Source organism: Halorubrum lipolyticum DSM 21995, from assembly GCF_000337375.1.
GTDB classification, from domain to species: domain Archaea; phylum Halobacteriota; class Halobacteria; order Halobacteriales; family Haloferacaceae; genus Halorubrum; species Halorubrum lipolyticum.
On the sequence record NZ_AOJG01000007.1, the window covers coordinates 1 to 15,063 of the forward strand.

Here is a 15,063-nt window from a genome sequence, read left to right on the forward strand (position 1 = left end):
GCCATCAGAGATGTGTATAAGAGACAGCCCCTCCCCTTCCACGAGGGCGACGCGCTCCGGGTCGTCGCCGACGGGCTCCCCGACCCCGCGACGCTGTTCGTCTCCAACTCGATGCCCGTGCGCGACCTCGACCGCTTCGTCGGCCCGACGACGACGAGCGTCACCGCCCTCGGCAACCGCGGGGTGAGCGGCATCGACGGAATCGTCTCCAGCGCGCTCGGCGCCGGCTCCGCGACGACCGACGACCTCACCCTCGTCGTCGGCGATCTGGCGCTGTACCACGACGGCAACGGCCTGCTCGCGCTCGACCGCTGCGACGTGGACGCGACCGTCGTGCTGGTCAACAACGACGGCGGCGGGATCTTCCACGCGCTCCCGATCGAGTCGTTCGAGCCGGAGTTCACGGAGGCGTTCAAAACGCCGCACGGCATCGAGTTCGAGCCGCTGGCCGACCTCCACGGGCTGGCGTACGCCCGGGTCGACGCGCGTCCGGACGCAGGGGCGTCGACCGCGGGCGTCGCCGACGACCTCGCGGAGGCGTACGCGCGAGCGAGGGACGCGGACGGCTCGCACCTGATCGAGGTGCGGACGGAGGCCGAGCCGAGCCACCGGACCCGCGAGCGCCTCGAAGCGGCGGTCGAGCGCGCGGTCCACGGCGACGGATCGGAATAGCCGGACGCCGCTCAGTCGACCTCGGCGGTCGCCGTCGCGGTCAGGTCGCCCTCCTCCGCGGTCACCTCCCCGAGGATCCGGTACCGGCCCGGCGGCGGGTCTCCCCACGTCGCCTCGTAGGTGGCCGTTTCGCCCGGTTTCAGCGTCTCACTCCCGAGCACCTGCGTGAACATCCGGCCGGCGCCGTACCGCCAGACGGGGTCGGCCTCGCCGTCCCCCTCGTCAGTTTCGCCCTCACCGTCGGCCCGGTAGGCCGCGAAGTCGGCGCGCTGCCCGGTCCGGAACCGCAGGGTTTCGGGGCTCTCCCCGGCGTTCCGGACCGTCAAGGAGAGGTCGATTCCGCCGTCGGCACCGTCGTCCCCGTCGCCGCTGGCGCCCTCGGTGTCGATCGCGAGCGCGGCGTCGATCATGCCGTCGTATCGCACGGCTGTCGTCTTAAAAACACGTGGCGACGGGAGTGCCCGCCCCCCGCCCGTTCCGACGACGCGCCTAAGTCCCGGCTTCCCGTACGGAATCGCGTGCAGGTCGTCGGCTACGAGTCGGGCGAGGGGTTCACGGTCGCCAGCGGCGGCGCGGTCGAGTTCGTCGAGGCGACCCCCGGCACGGAGCTCGCCTTCGGACTCGGCGACCGCCGCTGCGCCGGGACCGTCCACGACGGCGACCATATCGCCTGCGACGCCGCCGAGGCTCCCTACTGCGACGCGCACCGACACGTCTGGGTCTGTGCCCGCTGTACGGGGACGTGTTTAAAAGACGAGATGGACTGCCGCGAGGAGCACGCGGTGTACCTCGCGGCGTTCGCGCCCGACGTGTTGAAGGTGGGCGTCACGCGCCTGTGGCGGCTGGAGACTCGTCTCCGCGAGCAGGGGGCCGATCGCGCGGCCCACATCCGGACGTACCCGGACGGGCGGATCGCGCGGGAGGTCGAGGCCGAACTCGCCGAGCGCGACGACCTCGTCGACCGGGTGCGCGTCCCGACGAAGCTCTCGGGGTTCGGCCGCGACGTGGACGCGGCGGCGTGGGAGGCGCTCGTCGGGGGGTTCGACCCGATCGAGCGGTTCGCGTTCGATTACGGTCTCGACCTCGCCGACCGGCCCGTCGCGGAGACGATGGCGGCCGGGACGGTCCGGGGCTGGAAGGGGCGCGTGCTCGTGCTCGACCGCGGCGGGTCGACGTACGCGGTCGACGCCAGAGAGCTGGTGGGGTACGAGCTCACCGAGGAGGTGCCGGACCGCGAGCTGCAGTCGAGTCTGGGCGCCTTCGGCGGGTGACTTCCGGGGGACCGACGACCGTCACTCCGCCCGCCGGAACCGGTGTCGCACCACGTCGGCGTCGTCGTCCCAGTCGAAGCTGCCGCCGTGCGCGCGCACCATCCGCTCCTTGTACGCCTCCAGCGACGGCGACCCCTCGCGCTTCGCGTCCTCGTCGGTCATGTCGCCGAGGGTGCGCTCGGTCACCTCGGTGAGCTCGAAGGTCACGCCGTCGATCTCGAAGGTGTCGCCCGCCTCGCCGTACCGGTTCCCGCGGTGGAGCTGGGTCACGTCGCCGTCGAGCGCTGCCTGCTTCACGCGGTCGTTCGGGAGCAGGTCGGCCGGGTCGTTCTCGGACATGTCTCCCCGTTGGGCGCGGATCGGTTTATAAGCGCTGTCGGTGGCCCGAGTAGACGTGGACCGTGCCGACGCGTCTCGCGTTCTGCGAATCTCGAAGCCGCCGACCGCGAACGTATCCACGGACGTGAACACCCTCGTCGGCGGCCGAGCCGAGGGATTCAAGATACTGCCGACCCCCTGCTTCGACAATGCGTCAGGACCACCTCATCACCGCGACGCAGCTCTCGCGGGATGACATCGAGGCGGTGCTCGACCGGGCCCGCGAGGTCGCCGACGACCCCGCCGCCTACGCGGGCCGGCACGCCGGGCGCGTGCTCGCGCTCTGTTTCTTCGAGCCGAGCACGCGCACCCGGATGAGCTTCGACAGCGCGGCCAAACGCCTCGGGATCGACACGATCGGCATGGGCGACGTGGACTCCTCGTCCGTCTCGAAGGGGGAGTCGCTCTCCGACACCGTCCGCGTCATCGAGGGCTACGCGGACGCATTGGTGCTCCGCCACCCCAGCGAGGGCGCCGCGACGCTGGCCGCCGAACACGTCTCCGTGCCGGTCGTCAACGCGGGCGACGGCGCCGGACAACACCCCTCACAGACCCTCCTCGACCTCCACACGATCCGCGAGAACCACGGCCTCGACGACCTCACGATCGGGATCATGGGCGACCTGAAGTACGGCCGCACCGTGCACTCGCTCGCGGCGGCGCTCACGGAGTTCGACGCCAACCAGCACTTCATCAGCCCGGAGTCGCTGCGTCTCCCGCGGTCGGTCCGGTTCGACCTCCACGAGACCGGCGCGCAGGTGCGCGAACACACCGACTTGGAGGACGTGCTCGACGAGCTCGACGTGCTGTACGTCACCCGGATCCAGAAGGAGCGGTTCCCGGACGAGAACGAGTATCACCGCGTCGCGGGCGAGTACCAGATCGACGCCGAGACGCTCGAGGCCGCCTCCGACGACCTCACCGTGATGCACCCGCTCCCGCGCGTCGACGAGATCGCGCCCGACGTCGACGAGACCGACCACGCGACGTACTTCGAGCAGGCGCACAACGGGATCCCGGTCCGGATGGCGCTGCTCGACACCCTCCTGGAGAACGCCGAGGCCGCCGAGGGCGTGGAGGTGGACCGATGAGCGAGCACGAGCTCCGCGTCTCGAAGATCCGCGACGGCACCGTGATCGACCACGTCGAGGGCGGGCAGGCGCTCAACGTGCTCGCGATCCTCGGCATCGACGGCTCGGAGGGGTTCGGCGTCTCGGTGGGGATGAACGTCCCCTCGGACCGGCTCGGGCGCAAGGACATCGTGAAAGTGGAGGAGCGGGAGCTCTCGCAGTCCGAGGTCGACGTGCTCTCGCTCATCGCGCCCGAGGCGACGATCAACATCGTCCGCGACTTCGAGGTGGTCGAGAAGAACCGCGTCACCCGCCCCGACAGCGTGACCGGTGTGCTCTCGTGTCCGAACCGCAACTGTATCACGAACGCCAACGAGCCGGTCGACACCCGGTTCGACGTGGTCGCCGACGGCGTCCGCTGCGACTACTGCTCGACGATCCTCCGCGCCGACATCGCCGACCACATCGACGTGTGACGGGGGCGGTCCCGCGAGCGATCGGCGACGGCTCCGGTAGATTTTAGCGCCCGCCGCCCGACACGTCAAGTATGAGCAAGAAACTGAAGCTCGTCCTGGTCCTGTCGCTGGTCGCACTCGCGTACTTCCTGTTCGCCGGCGACAAGGAGCCGGTCGAAGTCTAGTACCCGGACCGCCGCGCGACCCTCCGTCGAATCGTTCGACGACCTCCGCCGAACCGTTTGACGACCCCCCGCGGGCGGATGCCCGCCGTTTTTACCCGTCAGTCCCGTAGCGTCGCTCATGTACGGGGTCGTCACGCGCAACGCCGACGAGGTCGAGATGGAGCCGTTCGACCTCGGCTTCTACGAGGTGAAAGACGTCACGGGGCGGGCGGCCGCGCCCCTCCCGAACGCCGTGAACATGGTGTCGTGTTTCGGCGACAACGCCGCCGCGAGCGAGGACCCCGACCTCGTCCCGGTCGACGAGCGCGGCGAGCCGGCGACCCGCGACCGCGACTACTTCGACTGGGCGTACATCTGCCCGACCCACCCGGAGTACCGCGAGGGGTTACTGGAGATCATCGAGGACTGCGCCGCCGAGAACGACGACGTGCGCCTCGACGACGTGGGGTTCCCGCGCGAGGGGTTCTGTCGCTGCGACCGCTGCGAGCGGCTGTTCGCCGAGAGCGACCGCGAGGACCGGACCGACTGGCGCGCGGACGTGATCACCAAGTTCGTCGCCGACGCCGCCGAGCGGGTCCCCGGTCGGGTGTTGCTGACGCTGTATCCCGACCCCTACCCCGGCCACCTGCGGGCGCGGGCCGGCCTCGACCTCGACCGGCTCGCGGAGCACGTCGACGAGTTCGTGGTCCCGCTGTACGACACCGAGTACGCCACGACCTACTGGCTGGAGACCATCGCCCGCGGGTTCCGCTCGCGCCTCGGCGGCGACTACGACCTGCACGGCGCGCCCCCGGAGACCCCGTTCTCGCTGGAGCTGTACGCGGTGGAGGTCGACGTCGACGACCTGATCCACGCCACGGAGGTCGCCGAGACGTACGCGAAGGACGTGTTCTTCGGCTACGACGCCAGCAACGCGGCCGCCGCGCTGCGCCGGAAGGACGCGGACGAGCGCGAGGGCGAGGTCCACCGGCCCGACTGACTCCGGTCGGCGGAGTCACTCCGTCGACCCGACCGACGCGAGCGGGGCCGCGTGAACGAGGGTTTAAGTACCGGAGCGGCCGACACCTACTCGACCGGCCGCCGGTGTGCGACACAACTGGTCGTCTCGCGTTCGCGTGGGGCGGTCACCTTTCAACGTCCGCACCGTAGCGGCGGTCGCCCTACAACACTGAGCCGTCGGCTCGTCGGTCGATTCTCCAAAGCCACTTATAAATAATCGCAGAGGCGCTTATAAACCCGCGACTACGCCAGTTCCGCGACCACGTCTCCGATCCGATCGATCGCGGCGTCCACGTCGTCGCCGTCGACGTCGAGGTGCGTGGTGAACCGCGTCGCGTAGTCGTCGAACTCCACGCAGCCGACGCCGGCGTCCTTACAGGCCGTCACGAGGTCTGCCGCCGCGATGCCGGCGTCTTCGGTGTGCGCGACGACGATGTTCGTGTCGGGCTCGGGCGCGCGGACCCCGTCGAGCGCGTCGAGGCCGGCGGCGAGCCGCTCGGCGTTGGCGTGGTCGTCGGCGAGCCGGTCGACGTTCTCCAGCGCGAGGAGGCCCGGCGCGGCGATCATCCCGGCCTGCCGCATCCCGCCGCCGAACAGCTTGCGGACGCGCCGGGCCGCCTCGACGAACGCCTCGTCGCCGGCGAGGATCGAGCCGACGGGCGCGCCGAGCCCCTTGGAGAGACAGAACGTGACGCTGTCGACGGGATCGACGATCTCGCTCGCGTCGACGCCGAGCGCGACGGCGGCGTTGAACACGCGCGCGCCGTCGAGGTGGACCGGCACGCCCGCGTCGCGGGCGACCTCGGCGGCCGCGGAAATGCGGTCGACCGGGATCGCCGTCCCGCCGCGGTAGTTGTGGGTGTTCTCGAGCGCGAGGAGCCCGGTACCGGGGCGGTGGAGGTCCTCGTCGACGAGCCCCTCGCGGACCGCCTCGGGCGTCGGGACGCAGCGCTCGCCGGCGTCGAGCGTCCGGGTCTGGGTGCCGGAGAGCTTCGCGGCGCCCGCCAGCTCCCACCGGTAGATGTGCGACTCGCGCTCCAAGATGAGCTCCTGTCCGGGCTCGGTGTGGACGTGGACGGCGATCTGGTTCGCCATCGTCCCGGAGGGGACGTAGAGCGCGGCCTCGGTGCCGACCGCCTCGGCGGCGCGGCGCTCCAACTCGTTGACGGTTGGGTCGTCGCGGTACACGTCGTCGCCGACTTCGGCGTCGCGGGCGGCCTCGCGCATCGCCTCGGAGGGCGTCGTGACGGTGTCGGATCGCAGGTCGATGGTGTCCTCGTCGGTGTCCATTCGTTGCCGGCGGTTCGCCGGCCGGGGGGAAATAGGTCGCGCTCGGGGCGGGTTCGCCCGGCTCCGCGCCGCCGGAAACCCGCGCGCCGGGCGTCACGCCGCGAGACCGCAGCGGGTTCCGCGTCCGGTCCCTTCTTAACCGAAGCGACCGATCTGCGGGGTATGGCAACGGAAGCCGCGACCGACGATGAAGCCGACGCCCCCGAGGCGTACGAGGCCCTCCTGGACCGCGTTCGACGCTGGAACGCGGTCGGGAGCGCCGCCGGCGTGCTCGGGTGGGACCAGCAGGTGATGATGCCCGAAGGCGGCACCCCCGCCCGGTCGAAGCAGCTCTCGACGCTCTCGTCGATCCGCCACGACATGGTCACCGACGAGGAGACGGGCGACCTGCTCGACGAGCTCGCCGACGCCGACCTCACCGACGAGCGGGCGGCGGTCGTCCGCGAGGTCCGTCGCGAGTACGAGCGCGCCGACGCCGTCCCCGTCGAGCTCGTCGAGGAGATCTCGGAGACGGGCACGGAGGCGCTGCAGGCGTGGGAGGAGGCGAAGGCCGAGGACGACTTCGAGACGTTCGCCCCCCACCTGGAGAAGCACGTCGAGCTGAAACGCGAGTACGCCGAGCACATCGACCCCGACCGGGACCCCTACGAGGTCCTCTTCGAGGACTACGAGCCGTGTCTCTCGATGGAGCGCGCGGAGGCGATCCTCGAGGAGCTCCGCGAGACGCTCGTCCCCATGATCGACGCGATCCGCGAGTCCGACGCCGACCTCGCCGTCGACACCTTCAAGGGGAGGTTCCCCGAGGACGAGCAGGAGGCGCTCGCGCGAGAGACCCTGGAACTGGTCGGCTACGACTTCGACCGCGGCCGGCTCGACGTCTCCTCGCACCCGTTCACCGCGGGCAACCAGTTCGACTGCCGGGTGACCACCCGGTTCGACGAGTCCGACCCGCTCGGCGCGATCGGCTCGACGGTCCACGAGTTCGGCCACGCGCAGTACAACCTCGGGCTCCCGCGGGAGCAGTTCGGGACCCCGCTCGGCGAGTCGCGAGATCTGTCGGTCCACGAGTCGCAGTCGCGCCTCTGGGAGAACCACGTCGGTCGGAGCCGGGCGTTCTGGGAGCTCTTCTTACCCACGTTCAAAGAGCACTTCCCCCAGACCGACGACGCCACCGTCGAGGACGCCTACCAGGCGTTCAATCAGGTCCACGAGGACAACCTCATCCGGGTCGAAGCCGACGAGCTCACCTACCACCTCCACATCGTCGTCCGGTTCGAGATCGAGCGCGACCTGGTCCGCGGCGACCTCGCGGTCGAGGACGTGCCGGAGGTCTGGAACGACAAGTACGAGGAGTACCTCGGGATCCGGCCCGACACCGACGCCGAGGGCTGTCTGCAGGACATCCACTGGAGCCACGGCAACTTCGGCTACTTCCCCACCTACTCGCTCGGCTCCGTCATGGCCGCCCAGCTGTTCGAAGCCGCCGAGAGCGAGATCGACGACCTCGACGACAAGATCGCCGCGGGCGAGTTCGACGACCTCCGCGAGTGGCTCGGCGAGAACGTCCACCGGCACGGCTCGCGCTACGAGACGAACGAACTGGTGAAGCGGGCGACCGGCGACGACTTCTCGGCGGACGCCTTCACTGATTACGTCGAAGAGAAGTACGGCGATCTGTACGGGATCTGAGTCGGTCCGGCGCTGTCACATGCCACTCACCGGTACGATCGAGTCGCGGAATACCACGGGACTGATTAGTGAAATACTAAATTAGTTTCCTCAAATAACTGTTAAATAAGTCGTTTGGCGCTCTCATAAATATTACACTTGATTAACATTATGAACCAGTCAATACTCTGTACATTCTTAAGTTTCAATATGTCTACCTGTCGTTGTCTGGGTGAATGCAAGACGATTCTCGTCGCTCCTTGCTGAAGGGCATCGGAACGGTCGCTCTCGGAGGTATCGCACTCAGTGGAACTACCACGGCAGCCCCGGGTAACGGAACTGGGTCCAATTCGGGCGAGGGCCGTGGCGGTGGCTTCCCGCCGACGGGCATCACCGAGTGGGGCGATTCGATCGAGATCGGCAACGGCGAGATATCGACGTTCTCCTCGGTCACTCCCTCGGGCAAACCGAAGGGCGTCGGCGTTCACTTTGCCGACGGAACCTTTGAAAATCTACCCTCTGAGGAAGAACTCGAAGACGACGATCCCCTGGGAACTCCAATTAAGGGGGGAGAATACTGGGCAAAACCGTTCAACCTTGCCTTCCCTGATAATACGCCGGAACCGATCACGTACGCCGGCTGCGGATGGAATCCGCAGGGCCACTCTCCGGAAGGGGTTTACGAACGTCCTCACTTCGATATTCACTTCCACTTTTATAAACCAGAACTGATCGGCGACATAAAACCGGGGTTCATCGAGGAGGGATTACCAGATGAAAAAATCCCGGACGGGTATCGGTTGATCGAAGACGGTGCGATCGTTCCGAAGATGGGCGCCCATCTCGCCCCTACAGACGCCCCCGAGTTCGACGGCGAAGAGTGGCAAGAGACCCTCATCTGGGGCGCCGCCGACGTGGACGGCGACGGTGAGTACGAGAACAACTACGTCGAACCGATGATCACGGTGGACTACTTCCAGAACCACCTCGACGGCGTCGAGAAACAGGACATCGCTCAGCCCGACGTCTACCCGAAGGACGGGTACTACCCGACGACCTACACGGTGCGTGATCTCGGCGACGGCGGCTACGCCGTCGTGATGGAGGAGTTCGAAGAGCGCTCCGCCTGACTCGACGCCGAATCCTGACGACTCATCCCCTCCTGACTCGGCTCGTCGATCCCGTCGATCAGCGCTGGAGAACGATTCTGCGAGACACGCGCTCTGTTGTCCGCAATGCTGCGAGGACGCGTTGTTAAACGGCGACGCCAACAGCCTCGTTAAATCCCCAGCCGGAACCCGGTCATCAACACGATGAGCCCGAGCATGACGGCCGCCTCGAACAGCCCGACGACGAGGTTCTTCTTCTCGATCGCTTCGAGCCGCGAGGCGTCCGGGTTCGGTGACAGCGTCTCGTAGTACGCGCTCAGTTGCAGCCGGTGCGGGACCGCGAGTCCGAACGCGAACAGCCCCCAGCCGACGCCGAGCGCGACCGACGACCACCGGCTCGCGAACCCGTACCCGAGCCCGAGGTCGGGCGTCAGGAGCGCCGTCCCCGAAAGCACCGTCGTCAGCGAGAAGCCGACGAGGAAGAAGACCGCCTTCGGAATGAGCGCGGTGTTCACCGCGGCGGACGCCTCCGCGTCGAGCCCCCCGAGCGTCGGACCGATGATCGCCGGGAAGATCAGCGCGAACCCGAACCACACCGCGCCCGCGGCGACGTGCGTGTAGAAGAGCAGCTCCGTGCTCGAGAGCAGGAGGCTCGCGGCGAGGAACGCCAGCGGAACGAGGAGGCTCCCGGCCGCGAACGCCGGGTTCGCGGCCGCTGCGAGGTGTTGAACGCGTTCGACGACGTTTTCCTCCGCGACGCGACTGGTCTCGTGACTGACAGCCATGGAACGGTGATCGATGAATTTTCTGATAAAAATTGGGATCGCTGCAATCACCGAACCGAGATCAGTCTTTCTTCGGAAGCGAACCGTACCGTTCCTCGTTCAGAATGTGCGTGCTGAACTGTGCACAGAGACGGCAGCAGTCGGCCGCATCGGAGAACGTTCGCACGCTGGCGTCCCACCGAGCGTGAACCGACCCGAGCATCGCGCTCCGCACGGACGGTTCGGTCGCGACCATCATTCGACGCGCTCGCTCCGGCGGCGTCGCCCGGGCCGCAGGTCGATCCATCTCCTCGGTGGCTAACAGATCTTCGAACACGCTTCCGATTTCGATTCCCACCCCGAGGTTGTCGCCCACCTGCGGGGCGATGAAGACGGTCACGTTGCTCGCTCGCGCGAACGCGATGCTCTGTGTCGCCGCGTCCATCTCCTCCAGATCGATACCGACGTCGATAGCGAGAAATGCGTTGAACCCCCGTTCGCGAAGGCAATCTCGAGTCTCTTGGAGGAGCCGCAACACATCGTCCTCCGCGTACTCACCGCTGTCCTGGTTCCACGTTGCGAACGAGGGGACCTCGGCTTTCGTATCGGCGCCAGCCGGCACCATCGCGTCGACGTCGAAGGTCCGATACGGACCCATCAGATAGACGAGGAACCGATCGCGGCGAACAGGTGAGAGCGACTCTGATTCCCCGTCTGACCGGGGAAGCGCGTCGACGATTCGATCCCGCATCTCTGTCGTCGTGTCGGACGGGCAGTATATAAATACCGGGTTTATCAAAGGTATTCTACTAGAGAACGATTAAGAGGGTTGCGAATCACGGATCGCATGAGAACGCGTATGGGTGAAACAGATCGTCGCTCTTCGAGAGACGTTCGCCGTCCCGAGCCGCCGCTCCCGGAGGAGAGCGGGCTGACGCTCGACGAGTACCTCGCGATGCAGCAGGCGATCGGGCATCCGACGCGGTTCCGTATCCTCCGAACGCTCGTCGCGAACGACGAGCTGAGCGCGACCGACCTGAAACGAGTCGTCGACGCCGACCCTCCCAACTTCCACTACCACCTGGGTGAGCTGGTCGACGTGGGGCTCGCGGAGAAGCGTCAGCGACGGACCGCCGACAGTCAGGGGTTTTACACGTATTACCGGCCGACCGGAATGGGACGCGGGATCCTCGAACACGGCGTCGAGGAGTTGATGCGCCGCGAGCGCGAGTTCGACGACGCGTACTCGTGATCACGTCCGCATCCCGCGAGAACGTGATCCGCGGCCGCGCCGCTCGCCTACGAGACCGAACGAAGTGAGGTCTCGCTACTCACGGGCCTTCGGCCCGTTCGTCAGTAGTGGCTTCCCTTCGGTCAGCCACTCACTTCTCGATGATGCTCTCCTCGACCGCCTCGCCGAAGTGCCGCGCCACGTCCTCGTAGTAGACGAGCGCCTCGTCGCCCTCCTCGAGGTCGGTGACGGCCTTCTTCCCGTCCGCGGTCGCGACCTTCACCGTCTCGGCGTTCTGGATCAGGGTCTCGACGAGGTCGACGCCCTCCTCCGTCTCGACTTCGGCCTGAAGCCGGAACATCGGCCGCTTCTCGATCTTCACGCGTCCGACGATCGCCTCCCGGGTGTGACCGGCGGTGTCGACGACCTGCACCTCGTCGCCGCTCGACAGCTCCGCGAGGTAGTTCGTGCCTCCCTCGGCGTTGCGGACGTAGGCGTGGACGGCGCCCGCGTTCACGCGGAACGGGCGCGACTCGACGTAGGGCGACTCCGCGGTCTCGGCGTGGACGAAGAACAGCCCGCGCGACATCGAGCCGACTAACATTCCCTCGTCGTCGTCCATCAGCGACCCCGTGTCGATACAGACGCGGTCGGCCATGCCCGTGCGCTCGACCGCGGTCACCTCGGCGTGCCGGAGGTCCAGCGTCTCTCGGTCGGCCGCGTCGCGGGCCTCGACCGCGCCGCGGATATCGTCGGGGGAGTCGGCGTCGAGGAGGACGCCGTCGGCGCCGATCTCCAGCGTCTCGAAGGCGGTCTTCGCCTCGGCGGCGGTGGTCGCGCCCGCGACGAGGTGCGTCTCCTCGCCGACCCGCGCGATCAGGTTCTCGAGCGGGATGATCGACCAGTCCTCGCCGACGACGATCGTGAAGTCGGCGTCGTTCGCCGCCTCCTCGGCGAAGCGCTCGTACGCCGTGCCGAGCACTCGGACGTACACGCCCTGCGCGCGGTCGTCGCGCCGGCGGACCGTCGTGAGGTCCGCGGACCCCGACAGGTCCTCGGGCATGTCGATCGTGCCGTCGCCCTCGCCGCCTTTCCCGACGAAGTAGGCGTCGGCCTCCGGACCGTTCTCGGTGTCGTCGATCACGTCCGCCTCCGAGCGGAACGCGGCGACCGAGATGTCGCCCAGGTCGCGGACGCGGCCCACGTCGGCCTCGTCGACGAGCACCCAGTCCGCGCCGGCCTCGATGGCGGCCGTGATCCGTCGCTTGCGCGCCTCCCAGTCGCCGACGTCCCCGTCGGCCTTCACCCAGACCGTGCGTGTCATTGTCGGAACCTCACGGCGGGCGGGCTTGAAAACTGCGGAAGGGTCGTGCGTTGCGGGCGCCGGCGCGGAGACGACAAAGCACTTATTACTGAGATCACATCGTTCGACTCACACCACCGAATGACGCCACCACGCCAGCGGCTCTCGAAAGCGGGATCTCGATACGCCGGAGTGCGCGAGTCGCTTCGCGACCGCGCCGCACCGTTTCTCGGGGTCGACCCGCGAGCGCTCGGCGCGTTCCGGATCGCGGTGGCGCTCGTCCTCCTCTGGGACCTGCTGGTCTACCGGCTTCCGGGCGTGAGCGCGTTCTACACGGACGACGGCGTCCTCCCGCGCTCGACGCTCGCCGAGGCGTATCCGCTGTTAGAGACCGTCTCGATCCACGCGCTGTCCGGGTCGGCGCGGGTACAAACGGGACTGCTCGCGATCGCGGCGTGCGCCGCCGTCTGCCTGCTCGTCGGCTACCGAACGCGGGCGGCGACGGGCGTCTCTCTCGTCCTGCTCGCGTCGCTGTACGCTCGGAACCCGTACGTGCTCAACGGCGGGAACACGATTCTGGTCGTGCTCCTCCTTTTAAGTCTCTCTCTCCCGCTCGACGCTCGCTGGTCGCTCGGCGCGGGCCGCCGGGGCGGCGATACCGATCGGGGCGACGCCGAGCGAGAAGCCGACGATACCGATCGGAGCGACGCCGAGGGGAGCGAGGCCGACGAGCCGGACGGCGGCGCGGACCCGCGGCTCTGTTCGGTCGGAACGGCCGTCACGCTCCTGACGCTCGTGTCGATCTACACGGCGAACGCGGTCTCCAAATACCGGAGTGACACGTGGATGTCGGGCGGCGCGGTCCCGCAGATCTTCCAGTTGGAGGAGTTCGTCGTACGACTGGGGCCGTTCGTCTCGGAACACACCGTGGTTCTCGAGGCGATCAACTGGCTCTGGATCGCGCTCCTGTCGGCGTCCGTTCTGCTGGTCGTCGCCACCGGGCGGCTCAGAGCCGCAGGCGCCCTCGCGTTCGTCTCCGCACACCTCGGAATGGCCGCGACGATGCGGCTCGGCGTGTTCCCGTTCGTCATGATCGCGGTCCTCCTCCTGTTTCTCCCGCCCGGAGTCTGGACCCTCGTCGAGGCCGCCACGCCGACGCTCCGCGGCCCCTCTCACCGCGCGGAGGCGGATCCCACGTACCGAAGCGACGGCGGAAGCGCGACCGGGCCCGACCGAGGTGACGGCGAACTCGCGACCGGGCCCGACCGAGGTGACGGCGAACTCGCGACTGAGTCCGCGTCTCCGACCCCGTCGCGGGCTCGCCGCGGGGTCCGAGCGGGAGCGACCCTGCTGCTCGTGGGCTTCTTCCTCGCGCTCGTGTGGTGGCAGGCCGCGGGAGTCGGGCTCGTCGACCTCCCGGCGTCGGAGTCGGGCGGCGAGCTGTCGGAGGTGAGCTGGTCGTTCTTCGCGCCGAACCCGCCGGACGCCTCCGGCTGGTACGTCCTCCGAGGGACGCTCGAATCGGGCGACGCGATCGACGTGCGCGACGGACGGGCCGCCACGTACGACCGACCGCCGGACGCGGCGGAGACGTATCCGACGACCCTCTGGCATCAGTTCGGATTCAGAATGAAGAACGCCGGGGAGTCGCAGTATCGGCCGCTGGCGGCGTACGTCTGCGAGCGTTCGGACCGCAGCGTGGCCTCCGTGACCGTCTTCCACGTCGAACAGCCGGTCGGGCCGAACGGGCCCGTGGGTGAGCCGGAGGCGGAAGAGCGGACGCGCGTCGCCTGCTGACCCGAACGTCCGAGTCGGGTGGGACGAGCCGTTACGCCTCGACGAACCCGCCCGCGGCGAGCGCCTCGTCGACCTCGGCGTCGTCGTGGACGACCGCCGACACCGCGCGAGCGATCCCCTCGGGGTCCTCGTGCTGGAAGATCGACCGTCCCATCGATACCCCCGCGGCGTTTCCGTCCATCGCGCCGCGTACCATCTCGACGGTGTCGCGGTCGGTCCCCTTCGAGCCGCCGGCGATGACGACCGGGAGCCGGGTCGACTCCGTGACGCGTTCGAACGAGTCGCCGTCGCCGGAGTAGCCGGTCTTCACCACGTCGGCGCCGAGCTCCTCGGCGAGCCGGACCGCGTGCCCGAGCGCCTCGGGGTCGGTCTCGTCGACGCCCGGCCCGCGCGCGTACGCCATCGCGAGGACGGGGAGCCCGAGGCGCGAGGCGTCGGCGGTCAGCTCCGCGAGCTCCTCGATCTGCTCCGGCTCGTGGTCGGAGCCGACGTTGATGTGGAACGAGACCGCGTCGGCGCCCGCGCGCACCGCGTCCTCGGCGGTGGCGGTGACGCGCTTGTCGCTCTCGTCGGGGCCGATCGTCGTCGACCCGTTGACGTGGACGATGTAGCCCGCGCCGTTCTTGTTCTCGTGGACGCGCGGCGCGATCCCCTTCTGGGTGAGCACCGCGTCCGCGCCGCCGCGCGTCACGCCGTCGATCGTCGACTCGATGTCGACGAGGCCGTCGACGGCGCCCATCGTGAGCCCGTGGTCCATGGGGACGACGAGGTATCGGTCGTTCGTGGAGATGCGCTCGAGTCGTGCCGAGAGTCCTGCTGTCATGATGGTGTCGGTCGTTGTGTGAGAGTGTGGCAATCGGAGGTAAGTGGG

Annotated in this window: 16 protein-coding genes; 9 read left to right on the forward strand and 7 right to left on the reverse strand. The window is 68.3% G+C overall.

Annotated features, from left to right (window positions below; all coding sequences use genetic code 11):
* The coding region (locus C469_RS02275) for a thiamine pyrophosphate-binding protein (protein WP_008003488.1) at positions 1-672 on the forward strand (672 nt) is incomplete at its 5' end.
* 11 nt (positions 673-683) lie between these two features.
* Here C469_RS02275 and C469_RS02280 read toward each other — a convergent pair.
* Positions 684-1,082 (reverse strand): BsuPI-related putative proteinase inhibitor, encoded by a 399-nt coding sequence (locus C469_RS02280; protein WP_008003489.1) that lies wholly within the window; start codon positions 1,080-1,082, stop codon positions 684-686.
* Between the two features lie 108 nt (positions 1,083-1,190).
* On the opposite strand from C469_RS02280, the gene C469_RS02285 reads away from it, so the two are divergent.
* Positions 1,191-1,943: a DUF2797 domain-containing protein gene (locus tag C469_RS02285; protein WP_008003490.1), complete on the forward strand. Its 753-nt coding sequence runs from the start codon at positions 1,191-1,193 to the stop codon at positions 1,941-1,943.
* 21 nt (positions 1,944-1,964) lie between these two features.
* On the opposite strand, the gene C469_RS02290 is transcribed toward C469_RS02285, so the two are convergent.
* Entirely contained in the window at positions 1,965-2,282 is a 318-nt protein-coding gene (locus tag C469_RS02290) for an ASCH domain-containing protein (RefSeq protein WP_008003491.1), read from the reverse strand.
* Positions 2,283-2,470: 188 nt separating this feature from the next.
* On the opposite strand from C469_RS02290, the gene pyrB reads away from it, so the two are divergent.
* The 3 genes from pyrB (at position 2,471) to C469_RS02305 (ending at position 5,010) form a co-directional block, all read left to right on the forward strand.
* Positions 2,471-3,412: an aspartate carbamoyltransferase gene (gene pyrB / locus C469_RS02295; protein WP_008003492.1), complete on the forward strand. Its 942-nt coding sequence runs from the start codon at positions 2,471-2,473 to the stop codon at positions 3,410-3,412.
* On the forward strand, positions 3,409-3,867 hold the full coding sequence (gene pyrI, locus C469_RS02300; protein WP_008003493.1) for an aspartate carbamoyltransferase regulatory subunit: 459 nt from the start codon (positions 3,409-3,411) through the stop codon (positions 3,865-3,867). Before pyrB ends, pyrI begins: the two co-directional genes overlap by 4 nt.
* Positions 3,868-4,149: 282 nt before the next feature.
* Positions 4,150-5,010 (forward strand): hypothetical protein, encoded by an 861-nt coding sequence (locus C469_RS02305; protein WP_008003499.1) that lies wholly within the window; start codon positions 4,150-4,152, stop codon positions 5,008-5,010.
* 263 nt (positions 5,011-5,273) lie between these two features.
* Here the strand turns inward: C469_RS02305 and C469_RS02310 are convergent, their stop codons facing one another.
* The gene (locus C469_RS02310) at positions 5,274-6,320 is read right to left on the reverse strand and encodes a threonine aldolase family protein (RefSeq protein WP_008003501.1); all 1,047 of its coding nucleotides are present in this window, start codon (positions 6,318-6,320) and stop codon (positions 5,274-5,276) included.
* 162 nt (positions 6,321-6,482) lie between these two features.
* Here C469_RS02310 and C469_RS02315 point away from each other — a divergent pair, with 162 nt between their 5' ends.
* Together C469_RS02315 and C469_RS02320 are read left to right on the forward strand one after the other, a co-directional pair.
* The gene (locus C469_RS02315; protein WP_008003503.1) at positions 6,483-8,009 is read left to right on the forward strand and encodes a carboxypeptidase M32; all 1,527 of its coding nucleotides are present in this window, start codon (positions 6,483-6,485) and stop codon (positions 8,007-8,009) included.
* A gap of 215 nt (positions 8,010-8,224) precedes the next feature.
* Positions 8,225-9,118: a hypothetical protein gene (locus C469_RS02320; protein ID WP_241429977.1), complete on the forward strand. Its 894-nt coding sequence runs from the start codon at positions 8,225-8,227 to the stop codon at positions 9,116-9,118.
* 149 nt (positions 9,119-9,267) lie between these two features.
* Here the strand turns inward: C469_RS02320 and C469_RS02325 are convergent, their stop codons facing one another.
* Together C469_RS02325 and C469_RS02330 are read right to left on the reverse strand one after the other, a co-directional pair.
* Positions 9,268-9,882 carry a hypothetical protein gene (locus tag C469_RS02325; RefSeq protein ID WP_008003507.1) on the reverse strand — a complete coding sequence of 205 codons (615 nt, stop codon included), beginning with the start codon at positions 9,880-9,882 and terminating at the stop codon, positions 9,268-9,270.
* 61 nt (positions 9,883-9,943) lie between these two features.
* Positions 9,944-10,612, reverse strand: coding sequence for a DUF7509 family protein (locus C469_RS02330; protein WP_008003509.1), 669 nt, complete (start codon positions 10,610-10,612; stop codon positions 9,944-9,946).
* Between the two features lie 108 nt (positions 10,613-10,720).
* Here C469_RS02330 and C469_RS02335 point away from each other — a divergent pair, with 108 nt between their 5' ends.
* Positions 10,721-11,113 carry a winged helix-turn-helix domain-containing protein gene (locus C469_RS02335; protein ID WP_008003512.1) on the forward strand — a complete coding sequence of 131 codons (393 nt, stop codon included), beginning with the start codon at positions 10,721-10,723 and terminating at the stop codon, positions 11,111-11,113.
* Between the two features lie 130 nt (positions 11,114-11,243).
* Here the strand turns inward: C469_RS02335 and C469_RS02340 are convergent, their stop codons facing one another.
* Entirely contained in the window at positions 11,244-12,416 is a 1,173-nt protein-coding gene (locus tag C469_RS02340) for a 3-dehydroquinate synthase II (protein WP_008003514.1), read from the reverse strand.
* 120 nt (positions 12,417-12,536) lie between these two features.
* On the opposite strand from C469_RS02340, the gene C469_RS02345 reads away from it, so the two are divergent.
* Positions 12,537-14,192 carry an HTTM domain-containing protein gene (locus tag C469_RS02345; RefSeq protein WP_049910935.1) on the forward strand — a complete coding sequence of 552 codons (1,656 nt, stop codon included), beginning with the start codon at positions 12,537-12,539 and terminating at the stop codon, positions 14,190-14,192.
* A gap of 31 nt (positions 14,193-14,223) precedes the next feature.
* Here C469_RS02345 and C469_RS02350 read toward each other — a convergent pair whose 3' ends face one another.
* Positions 14,224-15,015 carry a 2-amino-3,7-dideoxy-D-threo-hept-6-ulosonate synthase gene (locus C469_RS02350; RefSeq protein ID WP_008003517.1) on the reverse strand — a complete coding sequence of 264 codons (792 nt, stop codon included), beginning with the start codon at positions 15,013-15,015 and terminating at the stop codon, positions 14,224-14,226.
* Positions 15,016-15,063 lie beyond the last annotated feature (48 nt).

Excerpts from the sequence above, each read along its gene's own strand:
- pyrI (WP_008003493.1), top strand. The coding sequence starts at position 3,409 with ATGAGCGAGCACGAGCTCCGCGTCTCGAAGATCCGCGACGGCACCGTG.
- C469_RS02305 (WP_008003499.1), top strand. The coding sequence starts at position 4,150 with ATGTACGGGGTCGTCACGCGCAACGCCGACGAGGTCGAGATGGAGCCG.
- C469_RS02315 (WP_008003503.1), top strand. The coding sequence starts at position 6,483 with ATGGCAACGGAAGCCGCGACCGACGATGAAGCCGACGCCCCCGAGGCG.
- C469_RS02320 (WP_241429977.1), top strand. The coding sequence starts at position 8,225 with ATGCAAGACGATTCTCGTCGCTCCTTGCTGAAGGGCATCGGAACGGTC.
- C469_RS02350 (WP_008003517.1), bottom strand. The coding sequence starts at position 15,015 with ATGACAGCAGGACTCTCGGCACGACTCGAGCGCATCTCCACGAACGAC.
- C469_RS02345 (WP_049910935.1), top strand. The coding sequence starts at position 12,537 with ATGACGCCACCACGCCAGCGGCTCTCGAAAGCGGGATCTCGATACGCC.
- C469_RS02290 (WP_008003491.1), bottom strand. The coding sequence starts at position 2,282 with ATGTCCGAGAACGACCCGGCCGACCTGCTCCCGAACGACCGCGTGAAG.
- C469_RS02335 (WP_008003512.1), top strand. The coding sequence starts at position 10,721 with ATGGGTGAAACAGATCGTCGCTCTTCGAGAGACGTTCGCCGTCCCGAG.
- pyrB (WP_008003492.1), top strand. The coding sequence starts at position 2,471 with ATGCGTCAGGACCACCTCATCACCGCGACGCAGCTCTCGCGGGATGAC.
- C469_RS02340 (WP_008003514.1), bottom strand. The coding sequence starts at position 12,416 with ATGACACGCACGGTCTGGGTGAAGGCCGACGGGGACGTCGGCGACTGG.
- C469_RS02330 (WP_008003509.1), bottom strand. The coding sequence starts at position 10,612 with ATGCGGGATCGAATCGTCGACGCGCTTCCCCGGTCAGACGGGGAATCA.
- C469_RS02325 (WP_008003507.1), bottom strand. The coding sequence starts at position 9,882 with ATGGCTGTCAGTCACGAGACCAGTCGCGTCGCGGAGGAAAACGTCGTC.
- C469_RS02280 (WP_008003489.1), bottom strand. The coding sequence starts at position 1,082 with ATGATCGACGCCGCGCTCGCGATCGACACCGAGGGCGCCAGCGGCGAC.
- C469_RS02310 (WP_008003501.1), bottom strand. The coding sequence starts at position 6,320 with ATGGACACCGACGAGGACACCATCGACCTGCGATCCGACACCGTCACG.